Source organism: Streptomyces sp. NPDC048671, from assembly GCF_055587045.1.
Genome location: NZ_JBVJHB010000014.1, coordinates 244,556 through 261,016, shown reverse-complemented (window position 1 = coordinate 261,016; position 16,461 = coordinate 244,556). Strand labels below are relative to the sequence as shown.

Below are 16,461 nucleotides of genomic sequence, written 5' to 3'. Positions count from 1 at the left end.
ACGGCCTGCCCAAGTACAACGAGTACAAGAAGGCCGACAGCGACCACCTGCTGGAGACCACCGGCCGCGAGCTGCGCAAGCTCATGAGCTGGGTCAACGACGACGACGCGTAACACCGACGCCTCAGAGGCGGGTCCCCGGACCCGCCTCTGAGGCGTCAGCCCTGCTTCACCGCTGGAAGAGGCGGCGTCGTACGTGTGTACAAGTCGTCCAGCCTCATGCGGGTGATCCTTCCAACGGGGCGCAGTATGCGTCGTCGCGCATGACTACACTTCTTCACACATACACGCGTCAGGCCCACAGTGTCGTGCGTCTTCCACGCGGCAAGCCCCTCCACCGCCTGCGGCCGTCGGGACGGCCGTCCGCACTGGACCTGTGAGGACTCACGTGAGCTCGAAACCTGTCGTACTCATCGCTGAAGAGCTGTCGCCCGCCACGGTGGACGCCCTGGGCCCGGATTTCGAGATCCGGCACTGCAACGGCGCGGACCGCGCCGAGCTTCTCCCCGCGATCGCCGATGTCGACGCCATCCTGGTGCGCTCCGCCACCAAGGTCGACGCCGAGGCCATCGCCGCCGCGAAGAAGCTGAAGGTCGTCGCCCGCGCGGGTGTCGGTCTGGACAACGTCGATGTCGCCTCGGCCACCAAGGCCGGTGTGATGGTCGTGAACGCGCCGACCTCCAACATCGTCACCGCCGCCGAGCTGGCCTGCGGTCTGCTGGTCGCCACCGCGCGCAACATCCCCCAGGCCAACACCGCGCTCAAGAACGGCGAGTGGAAGCGTTCCAAGTACACCGGCGTCGAGCTGAGCGAGAAGACCCTCGGTGTCGTCGGCCTCGGCCGCATCGGCGTCCTGGTCGCCCAGCGCATGTCGGCCTTCGGCATGAAGATCGTCGCGTTCGACCCCTACGTACAGCCCGCGCGTGCCGCGCAGATGGGCGTCAAGCTCCTCTCGCTGGACGAGCTCCTCGAGGTCTCCGACTTCATCACCGTGCACCTCCCCAAGACCCCGGAGACGCTCGGCCTGATCGGCGACGAGGCGCTGCACAAGGTGAAGCCCTCGGTGCGGATCGTCAACGCCGCACGCGGTGGCATCGTCGACGAGGAGGCGCTCGCCGCCGCCCTCAAGGAGGGCCGCGTCGCCGGCGCCGGCCTCGACGTGTACACCAAGGAGCCCTGCACGGACTCCCCGCTGTTCCAGTTCGACCAGGTCGTCTGCACCCCGCACCTCGGCGCCTCCACGGACGAGGCCCAGGAGAAGGCGGGCATCGCGGTCGCCAAGTCGGTGCGCCTCGCACTGGCCGGTGAGCTCGTACCGGACGCGGTCAACGTCCAGGGCGGCGTCATCGCCGAGGACGTCCGTCCCGGACTGCCGCTCGCCGAGAAGCTCGGCCGGATCTTCACCGCGCTCGCGGGCGAGGTCGCGGCCCGCCTCGACGTCGAGGTGTACGGCGAGATCACCCAGCACGATGTCAAGGTGCTCGAACTCTCCGCGCTCAAGGGCGTCTTCGAGGACGTGGTCGACGAGACCGTGTCGTACGTGAACGCCCCGCTGTTCGCCCAGGAGCGCGGTGTCGAGGTCCGCCTCACCACCAGCTCCGAGTCGCCCGACCACCGCAACGTGGTCACCGTCCGCGGCACGCTCGCCAACGGCGAGGAGGTCGCGGTCTCCGGCACGCTGGCCGGTCCCAAGCACCTCCAGAAGATCGTCGCGATCGGCGACCACGACGTGGACCTGGCGCTCGCCGACCACATGGTCGTGCTGCGCTACGACGACCGCCCCGGTGTCGTCGGCGCGGTCGGCAAGATCCTCGGCGAGGCCGGGCTGAACATCGCGGGCATGCAGGTCTCGCGGGCCGACGTGGGCGGCGAGGCGCTGGTCGTCCTCACCGTCGACGACGACGTCCCGCCGTCGGTGCTGGCCGAGATCTCGGCCGAGATCGGCGCGGACTCGGCCCGTTCGGTGAACCTCACCGACTGAGTCCCTCCCGCAACCCCCGTACCCGGCATCTAGACGTGTGTCTTACACAGACGTCTGCGTGCCGGGTACGCTGCTGTCATGGGACATCGTGAGGATCTGCTCGAAGGCGCCAAGCGCTGCCTGCTGGAGAAGGGGTACGCCCGGACGACGGCACGCGACATCGTGGCTGCCTCCGGTACGAACCTCGCCTCCATCGGCTACCACTACGGCTCCAAGGAAGCCCTGCTCAACCTCGCCTTCATCAAGGTGACGGAGGAGTGGGGCGACGTGCTGACCGACGAGGCCGAGGGTGCCGCCGCCGGTGAGGACGCCTCCAGGGCCCCGCTCGACCAGTTCCGCGACACCTGGGAGCGGGTGATCGGCAGCTACGAGGAGACCCGGTCGGTCTGGCAGCTCCAGATGGAGGTCATCTCCAGGATCGACACCGACCCCGAACTGCAGAAGGCCCTGGCCGGCCCGCAGCGCGAGGGCCGGAACGGGCTCGCCGAGAACATGCTGGGCATCGACCCGGAGACCGATCCCGAGCGGTCGCGGGTGGCCGGACTGTTCTGTCAGGCACTGCTCGCCGGCGTCATGGTCCAGTGGATGATGGACCGCGATTCGGCGCCGTCCGCGAAGGATCTGACGGACGGACTGAAGGTGGTCCTGGAGGGGCGGGAGCGGCAGCGGAGTGCGCCGGACACAGGGGAGCGGAAGGCTCGCTCAGAGCCGTGACGCCTTCAGCGCCATGTGCAGCAGCAGCCGGTCCTCGCCGTCGTTCAGGTCCAGGCCGGTGAGCTGCTGGACCCGGGAGAGGCGGTAGTAGAGCGTCTGGCGGTGGATGCCCAGCTCCCCGGCGGTCCGCGACGCCTGGCCCGCGCAGTCGAGGAACACCTCGGCGGTGCGGGCCAGGTCCCGGTGCGCCGGGGTGAGCAGCGGGCGGACCGTGTGGTCGGGCGGCATGTCCGGGGCGAGCGCGGTCAGCAGACGGTACGGGCCGATGGCCGACCACTGGGCGACCGGGCCGAACCGGGACTCCGCCGCTGCCGCCCGGTTCGCGGCGGATGCCTCGTGCCAGGCGTCGGCCAGCTCCGCCAGGCCCCGGCGCGGCACCGCGATCCCGGCGGTGGCGGCGGCCCCCGCGGTGGCGCGCAGCCGGTCGGCGGCGGCGAGTGCCGGGTCCAGGACCTCGGGGGAGCGGAGCCGGACCAGCGCGGCCAGGGCGGCCGTGCCCGCCCCGTGCGCGGACGGGGCGCCGGACAGGGCCGCCGCCGACGGCACCGTGCGCACCGAGGGCGGATCGTCCGCCCACGGGGTCACGCACACCACGGTGTGCAGCCCCTCCGCGTCCGGGCCGAGCGCCTCGCCGAGCGCGGCCACCGCCATGTCGCGCTGCCAGCCGCGCCCCGCCGTGAGGACCGCCCCGAACTCCCGGGACAGGTCCGTGCCCGCCCGCGCCTCGTCGGAGAGCAGCGCCCCGATCCGGGCCGCCACCTCCATCGCCGCGTCGAGTTGTCCGTCGGTCGGCCGGGGGTCGGCGTCCAGCAGCCATACGTATCCGAGCACCACACCCCGATGGCGTACCGGAAGACAGATCCGGTCCCGGTTGACGCCGGCCTCCGGGGCGGCCGGGATGCGGACGGGGCCGGTGGCGCGGGTGATGCCGAAGTTCTCGAACCAGGCGCGGACCGCCGGGGTCGAGCTCCGGGTCAGGATCGACCGGGTGCGGACCGGGTCCATCGCCGCGTCGTCGCTGTCGTGGGCGCCGAAGGCGACCAGGCCGAAGTCCCGGTTCTCCAGCGTCGCGGGCGCGCCGAGCAGCCCGGAGATCTCGTCGACCAGCTCCTGGTAATCGCCCTTCACCCGGCCATTCTCGCACCCCTTCAGACATATGTCTGAGATCCAGGGCACGGATGCGTGACAGCTGTCGATGGCCCAGGATCGGAGAGATCCTTAGATTTCACGGTGGTTCTCCGTACTGCACCGCTTCTGTTCCTTACGTTTCATTTGCGGCGGTACGGCCTTCGTTCGTACTTTCCGTGGAGGTGCCCCGTGCTGGGTCCCGTGATTCTCGCCGCGTCACGCAGCGACAAGATGCGCCGCTTCATCTCGGCAGCCCCGGGCACCAAGCAGGTCGTCGGCCGGTTCATCGCCGGTGAGACGGTCGAGCAGGTCGTCCCGATCATCGAGGACGCCGCCGGCAAGGGCCTCGAAGTCACCATGGACGTGGTCGGTGAGGACATCACCACCCCCGAGCAGGCCGCCGCCGCCCGCGACGCCTACCTGGAGCTCGTCGGCCGCCTGAAGGGCCTCGGCCTGGGTACGAAGGCCGAGATGTCCATCAAGCTCTCCATGTTCGGCCAGGCGCTGGAGGGCGGCCACGAGCTGGCGCTCGCCAACGTCCGCCCGGTCGTCGAGGCCGCCGCCGAGATCGGCACCACGGTTACCCTGGACGCCGAGGACCACACCACCCTCGACTCGATGTTCGCCATCCACGAGGAGCTGCGGAAGGACTTCCCGCAGACCGGATGCGTCATCCAGGCCTACCTCTTCCGCACCGAGGAGGACGCCCGCCGTCTCGCCGCCGCGGGCAGCCGCGTGCGCCTCGTGAAGGGCGCCTACAAGGAGCCCGCCTCCGTCGCGTACCAGGACAAGGCCGAGATCGACAAGGCGTACGTCCGCATCCTGCGGACGCTGATGGGCGGCGAAGGCTATCCGATGATCGGGTCCCACGACCCGCGTCTGATAGCCATCGCCCAGGAGCTGGGCCGCAAGGCGGGCCGCAAGCTCGACGAGTACGAGTTCCAGATGCTGTACGGCATCCGCAGCGAGGAGCACATCCGGCTCGCGGCCGAGGGCCACCGGATGCGCGTCTACACCGCCTACGGAACCGACTGGTACGGCTACTTCATGCGCCGCCTCGCGGAGAAGCCGGCCAACCTGCTGTTCTTCGGCCGCTCCATCCTCACCAAGGGCTGAGCCCCCTCCCCCTCCCTACCTAAGGAGCAACGGAACACATGGACGCTGTGACCCAGGTCCCCGCGCCGGTCAACGAGCCGGTCCACTCCTACGCCCCGGGCTCCCCCGAGCGCGCCCGTCTGGAGGCGAAGCTCAAGGAGCTCAGCCAGAACCCGATCGACCTGCCGATGACCATCGGCGGCGAGAAGCGGATGGGCGGCGGCGAGCGCTTCGACGTCGTGCAGCCCCACAACCACAAGGCCGTCATCGGTACGTTCGCCGGCGCCACCGAGCAGGACGCCAAGGACGCGGTCGACGCGGCCCTCGCCGCCGCTCCGGCCTGGCGCGCGATGGCCTTCGACGACCGCGCCGCGATCATCCTGCGCGCCGCCGAGCTGCTCGCCGGCCCCTGGCGTGAGACGCTGGCCGCCTCCACGATGCTCGGCCAGGGCAAGACCGCCCAGCAGGCCGAGATCGACTGCCCCTGCGAGCTCGTCGACTTCTGGCGCTTCAACGTGCACTACGCACGCCAGATCCTGGCCGAGCAGCCCCCGGCCAACTCCCCGGGCGTGTGGAACCGCATGGACCACCGCCCGCTGGAGGGCTTCGTCTACGCGATCACGCCGTTCAACTTCACGGCCATCGCGGGCAACCTGCCCACCGCCCCCGCCCTCATGGGCAACGTCGTGGTGTGGAAGCCGTCCCCGACGCAGACCCACGCCGCCGTGCTGCTGATGCAGCTCCTGGAGGAGGCCGGTCTCCCCAAGGGCGTCATCAACCTGGTGACGGGCGACGGCATCGCCGTCTCCGAGGTGGCCCTGAACCACCGCGACCTGGCCGGTATCCACTTCACCGGCTCGACCCCCACCTTCCAGCACCTGTGGAAGACGGTCGGCGGCAACATCGCGAACTACCGCACCTACCCGCGCCTCGTCGGCGAGACCGGCGGCAAGGACTTCGTCGTCGCCCACCCGTCGGCCGACCACGCGATCCTGAAGACCGCGCTGACCCGTGGCTCCTTCGAGTTCCAGGGCCAGAAGTGCTCCGCGTCCTCGCGTGCGTACGTCCCGGCCTCCATCTGGAACTCCGGTTTCAAGGAGAGGTTCGCGGCCGAGGTCGACTCCATCACCATGGGCGACGTCACCGAGCTGTCGCACTTCATGGGCGCCGTCATCGACGACCGTTCCTTCGCGAAGAACAAGGCCGCGATCGACCGCGCCGCCGCCGACCCGGCGTGCACGATCGTCGCGGGCGGCACGTACGACGACTCGGTGGGCTACTTCGTCCGCCCGACCGTCATCGAGTGCAGCGACCCGGAGAACGAGGTCTTCACGACCGAGTACTTCGGCCCGATCCTCGCCGTCCACGTCTACGAGGACGACGCGTACGACGCGATGCTGGAGCAGATGGAGTCGGTTTCCGACTACGCCCTGACCGGTTCCGTTATCGCGGGCGACCGCGCCGCGGCCGCGTACACGATGGAGAAGCTGCGGTACGCCGCGGGCAACTTCTACATCAACGACAAGTCGACCGGTGCCGTCGTGGGCCAGCAGCCCTTCGGTGGCGGCCGTGCCTCGGGTACGAACGACAAGGCGGGCGCCCCGCAGAACCTCCAGCGCTGGACCCTGACCAGGGCCATCAAGGAGACGCTGGTCCCGCCGACCGAGTACACCTACCCCCACCAGGGCTGACGCCCCTCGGGGCGCCGCCGTCCCGGCGCCCCGCCACGAGTCCCGCCTCCCGCCCGGTTCCCCCAACCGGCCGGGAGGCGGTTTCCATGTGTGGGGCCGGCGGGACGGCTCGGGCCGGAGCGCCCGACGCGTCCGGTGGGCTGTGACACCACCCCTGAGCTGGCACGATCGCTCGCCGTCCGGGCTCTCATCCGTGAGCTGCGGCCCGGCTGAGCCAAACCCCCGTCTCAGATAGTAGGAAGTCCGAGTAATTGTGGAGACAGAACGGCGGGGCTGCCTTAGCTTTGTAGAAGCCGAACGTCTCGCTGAACCAGCGACTGGCGTTGTGAGTGCGTGCCCCGATGCAGGTAACCCCTGCGGCACCCGCTCCCGCCCCTTCCGGCACCTCGAAATCACTGATCTCGAAATCACCGTTCAGGAAGTTCCGATCTCGAAATCCTCGCGATCTCAAGGAGTCGATCCACCATGGCCGAGACCACTGTCCGCCGCGTCCGCCACGCCCACCGCCCGACCGAGTCGGAGCGCCAGAACGCCGCCGCCGCCCTGCAGCGCGCCCTCGACCGCAGGGACAACGGCGGCTCCACCGGTCACTGACCGGGCCCGCCACGGCCCGGCCGTGGCATCCGGATCGGCCCCGGCTGATCTCGAAGCGGTCGATGCGCTCGCCGGACCCGGCGAGCGCGGTGACCGCCACCCGGGCGTGCCGCCCGGCCTCCGGTACACGTACAACACCCCACGTGTCCGCATGGCGGACGTCACGTGTCATGGGGTGGGACGCGCAGTAGTGTGCGGGGCATGTCTCGCAGCATCAATCTCGCAGTGATCCCCGGTGACGGTATCGGCCGGGAGGTCGTGGCCCAGGGCCTCAAGGTCCTCAACGCTGTTCTCCCGCAGGATGTGAAGCTGGAGACCAAGGAGTACGACCTCGGCGCCCAGCGCTGGCACCGCACCGGTGAAACCCTCCCGGACGCGGAGCTGGAGGCCCTCAAGGGCCACGACGCGATCCTGCTCGGCGCGATCGGTGACCCCTCGGTCCCGTCCGGGGTCCTGGAGCGCGGGCTGCTGCTGAAGCTGCGTTTCGCCTTCGACCACTTCATCAACCTGCGGCCGTCGAAGCTGTTCCCGAACACCGAGACCCCGCTGGCCGGCCGTCCGGACATCGACTTCGTCGTCGTCCGCGAGGGCACCGAAGGCCCGTACACCGGCAACGGCGGTTCGCTGCGGACCGGTACCGAGCACGAGGTCGCCACCGAGGTCAGCCTCAACACCGCCTTCGGTGTCGAGCGGGTCGTGCGTGACGCCTTCGAACGGGCCGCCGCCCGTCCGCGCAAGAAGCTGACGCTGGTCCACAAGAACAACGTCCTCGTGTACGCGGGCCACCTGTGGAAGAACACCTTCGACAAGGTGGCGGCCGAGTACCCCCAGGTCACCACCGACTATCTGCACGTCGACGCCGCGACGATCTTCTTCGTCACCCAGCCGGAGCGCTTCGACGTCATCGTCACCGACAACCTCTTCGGTGACATCCTGACCGACCTCGCCGCGGCCGTCTCCGGCGGTATCGGCCTGGCCGCCTCGGGCAACATCAACCCGACGGGTGCCTTCCCGTCGATGTTCGAACCGGTCCACGGCTCCGCCCCCGACATCGCGGGCCAGGGCAAGGCCGACCCGACCGCCACGATCCTCTCCGTCGCCCTCCTGCTGCGGCACCTCGGTTACGAGGCCCAGGCCGTGCGCATCGAGGACGCCGTCTCCGCCGACCTCGCGGAGCGCGAGGGAACCGCACGTACCACCGACGAGATCGGCGACGCGCTCGCGGTACGCGTAGCGGGCTGATCCGACGACTGCCTCAAAGCCGCCGGGTCCCACAGGCACCCGGCGGCTTCTCCTGTGCGGCTCCGGGTGCCACCATCGAATCCTGGACCGCACACACGTCATTTCGTGCACGGCCTCCTTCGAGAGATAATCGAATGGGCCGTGGCTCGCCATGAAGCTCGGACGTCCTAGCACCTGTCCGGCACGCGTGGGCGTGGGCGCGGTCCTACACACACAAAACGGTGAAGGACACGTACTCATGACGACGCCCACGATCGAGCTCAAGCCCTCCTCGAACCCGCTGTCCGACGCGGAGCGCGAGGCGATTTTGGTCAAGCCCGGATTCGGCCGCCACTTCACCGACCACATGGTGACGATCAAGTGGACCGAAGGCCGCGGCTGGCACGATGCCCAGCTCGTCCCGTACGCGCCGCTGTCGATCGACCCGGCCAACATGACGCTGCACTACGGCCAGGAGATCTTCGAGGGCCTCAAGGCCTACCGCCAGCCCGACGGCTCGGTCGCCACCTTCCGCCCCGAGGCCAACGCCGAGCGCTTCCGCTCCTCCGCGCGCCGGATCGCCATGCCGGAGCTGCCCGTCGAGACCTTCGTCGCGGCCTGCGACGCGCTCGTCCAGCAGGACGAGGCCTGGGTCCCGGAGCACGGTGGCGAGGAGTCGCTGTACCTGCGCCCGTTCATGATCGCGACCGAGGTCGGCCTCGGTGTCCGGCCCGCCAACGAGTACCTCTTCCTGGTGATCGCCTCGCCGGCCGGCGCGTACTTCCCCGGCGGTGTGAAGCCGGTCTCCATCTGGCTCTCCGAGGACCGGGTGCGCGCCGTCCCCGGCGGCGTGGGCGACGCCAAGACCGGCGGCAACTACGCCGCGTCCCTGCTCGCCCAGGCCGAGGCCGCCACGAAGGGCTGCGACCAGGTCGCCTACCTCGACGCCGTCGAGCACAAGTGGGTCGAGGAGCTCGGCGGGATGAACCTGTACTTCGTGTACGGGAACCGCATCGTCACCCCGGCACTGACCGGCTCGCTCCTCGCCGGCATCACCCGCGACTCGCTCCTCAAGCTCGCGGGGGACCTCGGTTACGAGCCCGAGGAGAGCCGCGTCTCCATCGACCAGTGGCGCGACGACTCGGCGAACGGCACCCTCACCGAGGTCTTCGCCTGCGGCACCGCCGCCGTCATCACCCCCGTCGGCAGCGTGAAGAGCGCCGGCGGCGACTGGACCCAGGGCGACGGCAACCCCGGCCCGGTCACCCTCAAGCTGCGCGAGCGCCTGCTGGACATCCAGCGCGGCACCGCCGAGGACACCCACGGCTGGATGCACCCGCTCGGCTAGGGGAGCTGAGTCGCCGGCCGGGCTCGTCCGCGAGCCCGGCCGGCGGCGCTGTGCGGGCCCGCCGGTCAGGACGGCGCACGTTCCCGTGGGACTCACTCCAACGGTGAGCGCAACGCACGTAAGTACGCCCGATCGTTCTCCTCTGTTTCCCTGTTGGTTCTCCGGCCGTTGGGGCACGGTGAGCAACCATGGGACGAGAGCAGTGGAAGAAGATCTGGGTCGGCTCCGCCGGCAACATGGTCGAGTGGTTCGACTGGTTCGTGTACGCGACCTTCGCGGTCTACTTCGCGGACTCGTTCTTCCCCGAGGGCAACGAGACCGCCAATCTCATGAACACGATGGGCATCTTCGCCGTCGGCTTCTTCATGAGACCGGTCGGCGGCTGGCTGCTCGGCCGGATCGGTGACCGCAAGGGCCGCAAGGCCGCGCTCACCCTGACCGTCACCCTCATGTCGGCCTCCGCGATCCTGATCGCCATCGCTCCCACCTACGACGTCGCCGGATACGGCGGGGTCGCCGTACTGATGCTCGCCCGGCTGCTCCAGGGGCTCTCGGTCGGCGGCGAGTACGCCGCCAGCGCCACCTACCTCACCGAGGCCTCCGCCCCCGAGAAGCGCGGCTTCGCCTCCAGCTTCCAGTACGTCTCCATGACCGCCGGCCAACTCGTCGGCCTCGGCCTCCAGATCGTCCTCCAGCGCAACATGTCCGACGCGGCGCTGCACAGCTGGGGCTGGCGCATCCCGTTCGTCGTCGGCGCGCTCGGCGCCGCCATCGTCTTCTACCTGCGCCGCTCCATGCTGGAGACGGAGGTGTACGCCGAGTCCGGCGCCGCCGAGCAGGAGGACCGCGGCACGCTGAAGGTGCTCTGGCAGCACCGGCGTGAGGCGTTCCTGGTGATGGCGCTGACCATGGGCGGGACCGTCGCCTACTACACGTACACCACCTACCTCACCAAGTTCCTCTCCAAGAGCGCCGGCATGGACAAGTCCACCGCCTCGCTCGTCAGCTTCTGCGCCCTGTTCGTCTTCATGTGCGTCCAGCCGCTGGCCGGCATGCTCTCCGACCGGATCGGCCGCCGTCCGCTGCTGATCACCTTCGCCGTCGGCTCGACCTTCCTGACCGTGCCGATCATGACGATGCTCAAGCACGCCGACACCTTCTGGCCCGCGCTCGGCCTCGCGCTCCTCGCCCTGGTCGTGGTCACCGGCTACACCTCCATCAACGCCTGTGTGAAGGCCGAGCTCTTCCCGACCAACATCCGCGCCCTGGGGGTCGGTCTCTCGTACGCCGTCGCCAACGCGCTGTTCGGCGGCACCGCCGAGTACGTGGCGCTCTGGTTCAAGGACGCCGGCGCCGAATCCGGCTTCTACTGGTACGTGGCGGGCTGCGCCGCGGTCTCGCTGATCGTCTACCTGTCGATGCGCGAGACCCGCGACATCGACCTGAACCGGGTGGCCGCGGCCGGACAGCCGCAGGAGTGGCCCCAGCAGGCCGGAGCGACCACCATCACGCCCGCATCCTGAGACGGGACAGGGCACGGAGGCCGTCCTGTGCCAGACTGCCTCCGTGTCCTCGTTCGTCATGATTATTGGCAACAGGCGCGCCGGTCCGCAGTGACCGTCCCGTACCACCATGTACGGCACGGCCATCGTGCCCCAGACCCGCGCGCAGACCTCTCGCACCCGCGAGGGGTTTTTTGTTTTCCGGCCCTCACCTCGGCCGGGACGAGGCGCGCGGGATGATGGGGGCAAGTGGAGCCAGATCGTCCGGATCCACTCATCCGACAGGAGTCAGACCAGCATGACCACAAAGGCCAAGCCCACCGACGACAGCTTCCACGTCTTCGACACCACGCTGCGCGACGGTGCGCAGCGTGAAGGCATCAACCTGACGGTCGCCGACAAGCTCACCATCGCCCGGCACCTGGACAACTTCGGCGTCGGCTTCATCGAGGGCGGCTGGCCGGGCGCCAACCCCCGCGACACCGAGTTCTTCGCACGCGCCCAGCAGGAGATCGAATTCCGCAACGCCGAGCTGGTCGCCTTCGGCGCGACCCGCAGAGCCGGCGGCAAGGCGGCCGAGGACCCACAGGTCAAGGCATTGCTGGCGTCGGGCGCGCCGGTGATCACGCTGGTCGCCAAGTCCCACGACCGCCATGTGGAACTAGCCCTGCGCACCACGCTGGAGGAGAACCTGGAGATGGTCCGCGACACCGTCTCCTTCCTCCGCGAGCAGGGCCGCCGGGTCTTCGTCGACTGCGAGCACTTCTTCGACGGCTACCGCGCCAACGCCGAGTACGCCAAGGCCGTCGTCCGTACCGCGTCCGAGGCCGGCGCGGACGTCGTGATCCTCTGCGACACCAACGGCGGGATGCTCCCCGCCCAGGTCCAGGCCGTCGTCTCCACCGTCCTCGCCGACACCGGCGCCCGCCTCGGCATCCACGCCCAGGACGACACCGGCTGCGCCGTCGCCAACACCCTGGCCGCGGTCGACGCCGGCGCCACCCATGTCCAGTGCACCGCGAACGGCTACGGCGAACGGGTCGGCAACGCCAACCTCTTCCCCGTCGTCGCCGCGCTGGAGCTCAAGTACGGCAAGACCGTGCTGCCCGAGGGCGCGCTCGCCGACATGACCCGCGTCTCGCACGCGATCGCCGAGGTCGTCAACCTCGCCCCCTCCACCCACCAGCCCTACGTCGGTGTCTCGGCCTTCGCGCACAAGGCCGGGCTGCACGCCTCCGCGATCAAGGTCGATCCCGACCTGTACCAGCACATCGACCCCGCGCTGGTCGGCAACACCATGCGGATGCTCGTCTCCGACATGGCCGGCCGCGCCTCCATCGAGCTCAAGAGCCAGGAGCTCGGCATCGACCTCGGCGGCGATCGCGAGCTCGTCGGGCGCGTCGTCGAGCGGGTCAAGGAGCGCGAGCTCAAGGGCTACACCTACGAGGCGGCCGACGCCTCCTTCGAGCTGCTGCTGCGGGCCGAGGCGGAGGGCCGGGTACGCCGCTACTTCCGTACCGAGTCCTGGCGCGTCATCGTCGAGGACCGCCCCGACGGCACGCACGCCAACGAGGCGACCGTGAAGCTCTGGGCCAAGGGCGAGCGCATCGTCGCGACCGCCGAGGGCAACGGCCCGGTCAACGCCCTGGACCGGGCGCTGCGGGTCGCCCTGGAACGGATCTACCCGCAGCTCGCCAAGCTGGAGCTGGTGGACTACAAGGTCCGCATCCTGGAGGGGCGCACCGGCACCGACTCCACGACCAGGGTTCTGATCACCACCGGCGACGGCGCCGCCGACTGGTCGACCGTGGGCGTCGCCGAGAACATCATCGCGGCCTCCTGGCAGGCGCTGGAGGACGCGTACACCTTCGGTCTGCTGCGGGCGGGGATCGAGCCGACGGAGTAGAACGGGCGCGCCCGGCCGCGGACCGGACCCGGTCCGCGGCCGGGCGCGCGGCGGCTACCCCAGGTGCCACTTCTGGTTGGCCGCCCCCGTGCACGTCCAGATCTGGGTGCGGGCGCCGTTCGCCGTCGACCGGTCGGTCACGTCCAGGCACTTGCCCGAGGCCGGGTTGACGACGTCACCCGTAGACGCGTCGTAGGTCCAGCGCTGTGCCCCGGAACCGTTGCAGGTGTACAGCTGGACCTTCGCTCCGTCCGCCGTCGAGCCGCCCGCGACGTCGAGGCAGGCGCCCAGCGTGCGGACCGAGCCGTCGCCCGGCAGCGTCCAGCGCTGGTTCGCCGCGCCGGTGCAGTCCCAGAGCTGGGCCGGGGTGCCGTCGGCGGCCGTGTTGCCGGTGGCGTCCAGGCACTTGCCGCCCGTCGTCAGGGCTCCGGAGGTGCCTGCCGAGCCGGACGGGGTGCCGGACCAGGTGAAGGTCGCGGACGTGCGGGCCGGCAGGGAGTAAGTGAACGTGCTGCCGCCCCAGTTGACGGTGATCTGCTGGGCCGGACCGCCGCCGTTGTACGCGATCAGCGCCTTCGAGCCGTCCGGGTTGCGCCAGGCGACATTGGGCACGGTGGAGCTGGCCGTGGAGGCGATCCGGGAGGCTCCCGGGCGGACGAACTTGGTCAGGTGGCCCATCGTGTAGTACTCGATGTTGTAGTCGACCTGTCCGCTGCTGCCGTCGCCGTTGTGCACGGTGATCAGTCCGTCGCAGGTGCCGCAGCCGCCGTTGTGCGGGCCGCGGTTCTGGTCCACCGCCAGGGACCACTTGGTCACCGACTTCGCCCAGTTGCGGGTGTAGTCGATGATGTTCAGCATGTCCTCGCGCTGCTGGTCGGCGATCCAGGTGCCGCCCGAGTGCTCGGTCTGGAAGGCGTCCATCGAGGGGTACTGGTCGTGCACCGCCGTCTGCTTGGCGACGTCACCGCCGTACCCGTGCCAGGCGACCCCGCCGAAGTTGGGGTGGTCGCGCACCTCAGGGTCGTTCACGGTGGCCGCGGCGTACTCGTCGTAGGTGTCCCAGTTCCAGTCGTGCGCCAGCACCTTGGTGGACAGGCCGGCCGACTGGAGTCTGGGCAGCAGCTCGCTCTTGGTGAAGTAGGCGAGCCCGGAGCCGTTCCAGCTCATCGAGGGGTAGCCGGCACAGCAGGTCGGCTCGTTCTGCGCGGTGACGTAGTCGACCGGAACGCCCTGGTCCCGGTAGGCCTGGAGGTACTTCACGAAGTAGTCGGCGTACGCGCCGTAGTTCTCCGCCTTCAGCCAGCCGCCGTTCAGCTGCCCGTTGTCCTTCATCCAGGCCGGAGCCGTCCACGGGGACGCCACCGTCGTCAGGGCCGGGTTCAGTTCCCTGGCCTGCTTGGTGAGCGGGAGCACGTCCTGAAGATCGTGTGCGATCGAGAATTTCCCGAGCGCCGGGTCGGTCTGCCCGGCGGGGAGGTCGTCGTAGGTGTAGCCGGTCCTGGCCAGGTCCGAGCCGCCCATGGGATTGCGTACGAACGAGAGCCCGATGCCGTCCGTGGGGGAGAACAGCTTCTTCATCGTGGCGTCCCGGGTCGCCTGGCTCAGCGCCCCGCTGCTCTTCATCAGGTACGCGGCCGTGTCGGTGAACGAGGCGCCGCCGCCGGTGAAGGTCTGGTACCGGGTGTTCTCGTCGACGGTGATGTTCGTACCGCCGCCGCCGTTCCCGGCCGTGAAGGCGACCGGGGTCTGGGCCTGGAGTCCCCGGGTGACATGGCGGCCGCCCGAGTCATCGGTGGTGGTCAGGGCGATGTTGACGGTCTCGCCCGCGGCCTGGGCGGTGCCGGACGAGAGCCCGGTGAGACCGGCGGTGGCGAGCGCTGCGGCGAGCAGCGCCCGTACGGCTCTTCCTGATCGGATCATGCTCAAGACCTTCCTCGGCGGGAGCGTGGGGAACGTGCCGTCGAACGAGGCGTGAGTGAACTGCTCTTACGTGCCCACGTCAAGAGGGCTCGCGTTCAGGACTTGAACGCACCGGCCTTCCTCGCAGCTCGCCGGATGGGTACGGACCAATCTCGGTGTGAAGTATTGACGGCTCTGTTCCGGCGGGGTTAACTCACGCCACCAACGCCGGTACCGGTTCCGGAACCGGTTGCGGTACCGGTTCCATGACCGGCTGCTCTCTCTGTCCTGTTGTGTCCTGGAGGCCCCCGATGCGTGTCACCATCGCTGATGTCGCCCGTGAGGCCGGCGTCAGCAAGACGACCGTGTCCCGGGTCATCAACACCAAGGGCGAAGTGGACGGTTCAACGGCCGCCCGTGTTCGTGAAGTGATCGCACAGCTCGGTTATGTGCCCAGCTCGGGCGCCGTCGGTCTGGCCCGCGGCAGCAGCCGTACGGTCGGCATGCTGGTGCCCTCGCTGACCTGGCCGTGGATGGGCGAGGTGCTTCAGGGCGTCGTCGACACCGTCGAGGCCGCCGACTACGGGCTGCTGCTCTTCACCTGCAACCGCGGGGCCGAGTCCGTGGAGCGCTTCACCAGCCAGGTGTCGGCGCGGGCCTTCGACGGACTGGTCGTGGTCGAACCCGAGAACACCCTCGACCACCTCACCGCACTGCACCGCGGTGGTCTGCCGATCGTGCTGATCGACGATCGCGGCCACCACCCCGAGTTCCCCTCCGTCGTGACCACCAACCACGAAGGAGGCGCGTCGGCCGCCCGTCATCTGCGGGCTGCCGGCCGCACCAGGCCCCTGGTCATCACGGGCCCCCAGGACTTCGGCTGCGTACGCGACCGGCTTGCCGGATTCGTCTCCGTGCTGCCGACCGATCTCATCGTTCGCGGGGACTTCACCGAGATCTGCGGCCGGCTGGCCATAGAGCAACTCATCGCCTCCGGCGTGGAGTTCGACTCGGTCTTCGCACACAACGACATCACGGCGGCAGGCGTGCTGCGGGCGCTGCGCGCCGCGGGACGGTCCGTTCCCGGCGACATCGCGGTGGTCGGCTTCGACGACATCCCGATGGCCGAGCACACCGAACCGCCGCTGACCACCGTGCGCCAGCCCACCCGGCAGATGGGTGAGACGGCCGCACGGATGCTGCTCTCCCACCTCGGCGGCACAGCCGTACCCGACGCACCCCTCGTGCTGCCCACCGAACTGGTCGTGCGCCACTCGGCGCCCTAGCGGCCGGGGCCGCAACGGCCCCACCGCTCCCGTACTCCGTGCAGCAGCCGGCTGCGCGCCCCGCACCCGCACCGCCCGTACCCGGCGCGCCGAGCGC

The 16,461-nt window shown here is 69.7% G+C and carries 12 protein-coding genes and 2 pseudogenes; 12 read left to right on the top strand and 2 right to left on the bottom strand.

Translation table 11 applies throughout. The features are described from left to right. The 3 genes and pseudogenes from ACZ6S6_RS28030 to ACZ6S6_RS28020 form a co-directional block, all read left to right on the top strand. Positions 1–113, top strand: a pseudogene (locus tag ACZ6S6_RS28030) (ketol-acid reductoisomerase); the annotation flags it as partial. Between the two features lie 274 nt (positions 114–387). Next, positions 388–1,980: a phosphoglycerate dehydrogenase gene (gene serA / locus ACZ6S6_RS28025; RefSeq protein WP_362967338.1), complete on the top strand. Its 1,593-nt coding sequence runs from the start codon at positions 388–390 to the stop codon at positions 1,978–1,980. Positions 1,981–2,058: 78 nt separating this feature from the next. Further along, positions 2,059–2,694: a TetR/AcrR family transcriptional regulator gene (locus ACZ6S6_RS28020; RefSeq protein WP_362967340.1), complete on the top strand. Its 636-nt coding sequence runs from the start codon at positions 2,059–2,061 to the stop codon at positions 2,692–2,694. Here ACZ6S6_RS28020 and ACZ6S6_RS28015 read toward each other — a convergent pair. Then, positions 2,683–3,822: a PucR family transcriptional regulator gene (locus ACZ6S6_RS28015; protein ID WP_362967342.1), complete on the bottom strand. Its 1,140-nt coding sequence runs from the start codon at positions 3,820–3,822 to the stop codon at positions 2,683–2,685. The two genes, ACZ6S6_RS28020 and ACZ6S6_RS28015, sit on opposite strands and share 12 nt — an antisense overlap. Positions 3,823–4,011: 189 nt before the next feature. On the opposite strand from ACZ6S6_RS28015, the gene ACZ6S6_RS28010 reads away from it, so the two are divergent. The 8 genes and pseudogenes from ACZ6S6_RS28010 to cimA all read left to right on the top strand — a co-directional run bounded on the left by ACZ6S6_RS28010 (position 4,012) and on the right by cimA (position 13,179). After that, the gene (locus ACZ6S6_RS28010) at positions 4,012–4,938 is read left to right on the top strand and encodes a proline dehydrogenase family protein (protein ID WP_362967344.1); all 927 of its coding nucleotides are present in this window, start codon (positions 4,012–4,014) and stop codon (positions 4,936–4,938) included. 38 nt (positions 4,939–4,976) lie between these two features. Next, on the top strand, positions 4,977–6,608 hold the full coding sequence (gene pruA, locus ACZ6S6_RS28005; protein WP_362967346.1) for an L-glutamate gamma-semialdehyde dehydrogenase: 1,632 nt from the start codon (positions 4,977–4,979) through the stop codon (positions 6,606–6,608). 108 nt (positions 6,609–6,716) lie between these two features. Further along, positions 6,717–6,821, top strand: a pseudogene (locus ACZ6S6_RS28000) (LysR family transcriptional regulator); the annotation flags it as partial. 252 nt (positions 6,822–7,073) lie between these two features. After that, a complete protein-coding gene (locus tag ACZ6S6_RS27995; protein ID WP_260255582.1) occupies positions 7,074–7,202 on the top strand; it encodes a hypothetical protein in 129 nt (42 codons plus the stop codon). 201 nt (positions 7,203–7,403) lie between these two features. Then, positions 7,404–8,444, top strand: coding sequence for a 3-isopropylmalate dehydrogenase (locus tag ACZ6S6_RS27990; RefSeq protein WP_073738679.1), 1,041 nt, complete (start codon positions 7,404–7,406; stop codon positions 8,442–8,444). Positions 8,445–8,682: 238 nt separating this feature from the next. Continuing rightward, entirely contained in the window at positions 8,683–9,771 is a 1,089-nt protein-coding gene (locus ACZ6S6_RS27985; RefSeq protein WP_362967349.1) for a branched-chain amino acid aminotransferase, read from the top strand. 188 nt (positions 9,772–9,959) lie between these two features. Continuing rightward, entirely contained in the window at positions 9,960–11,294 is a 1,335-nt protein-coding gene (locus ACZ6S6_RS27980; protein ID WP_469707292.1) for an MFS transporter, read from the top strand. Between the two features lie 277 nt (positions 11,295–11,571). Then, positions 11,572–13,179, top strand: coding sequence for a citramalate synthase (cimA, locus tag ACZ6S6_RS27975; protein ID WP_362967353.1), 1,608 nt, complete (start codon positions 11,572–11,574; stop codon positions 13,177–13,179). A 54-nt stretch (positions 13,180–13,233) separates the two neighbouring features. Here the strand turns inward: cimA and ACZ6S6_RS27970 are convergent, their stop codons facing one another. Next, positions 13,234–15,099, bottom strand: a complete 1,866-nt coding sequence (locus tag ACZ6S6_RS27970) for a ricin-type beta-trefoil lectin domain protein (RefSeq protein ID WP_362965410.1) — start codon at positions 15,097–15,099, stop codon at positions 13,234–13,236. A gap of 290 nt (positions 15,100–15,389) precedes the next feature. Here ACZ6S6_RS27970 and ACZ6S6_RS27965 point away from each other — a divergent pair, with 290 nt between their 5' ends. Further along, positions 15,390–16,364 (top strand): LacI family DNA-binding transcriptional regulator, encoded by a 975-nt coding sequence (locus tag ACZ6S6_RS27965; protein WP_362965408.1) that lies wholly within the window; start codon positions 15,390–15,392, stop codon positions 16,362–16,364. Positions 16,365–16,461 lie beyond the last annotated feature (97 nt).

Bases quoted from the DNA above. Each gene is read 5' to 3' on its own strand.
- ACZ6S6_RS28020 (WP_362967340.1), top strand. From the start codon at position 2,059: ATGGGACATCGTGAGGATCTGCTCGAAGGCGCCAAGCGCTGCCTGCTG.
- pruA (WP_362967346.1), top strand. From the start codon at position 4,977: ATGGACGCTGTGACCCAGGTCCCCGCGCCGGTCAACGAGCCGGTCCAC.
- ACZ6S6_RS27995 (WP_260255582.1), top strand. From the start codon at position 7,074: ATGGCCGAGACCACTGTCCGCCGCGTCCGCCACGCCCACCGCCCGACC.
- ACZ6S6_RS27990 (WP_073738679.1), top strand. From the start codon at position 7,404: ATGTCTCGCAGCATCAATCTCGCAGTGATCCCCGGTGACGGTATCGGC.
- ACZ6S6_RS27985 (WP_362967349.1), top strand. From the start codon at position 8,683: ATGACGACGCCCACGATCGAGCTCAAGCCCTCCTCGAACCCGCTGTCC.
- ACZ6S6_RS27980 (WP_469707292.1), top strand. From the start codon at position 9,960: ATGGGACGAGAGCAGTGGAAGAAGATCTGGGTCGGCTCCGCCGGCAAC.
- cimA (WP_362967353.1), top strand. From the start codon at position 11,572: ATGACCACAAAGGCCAAGCCCACCGACGACAGCTTCCACGTCTTCGAC.
- ACZ6S6_RS27970 (WP_362965410.1), bottom strand. From the start codon at position 15,099: ATGATCCGATCAGGAAGAGCCGTACGGGCGCTGCTCGCCGCAGCGCTC.
- ACZ6S6_RS27965 (WP_362965408.1), top strand. From the start codon at position 15,390: ATGCGTGTCACCATCGCTGATGTCGCCCGTGAGGCCGGCGTCAGCAAG.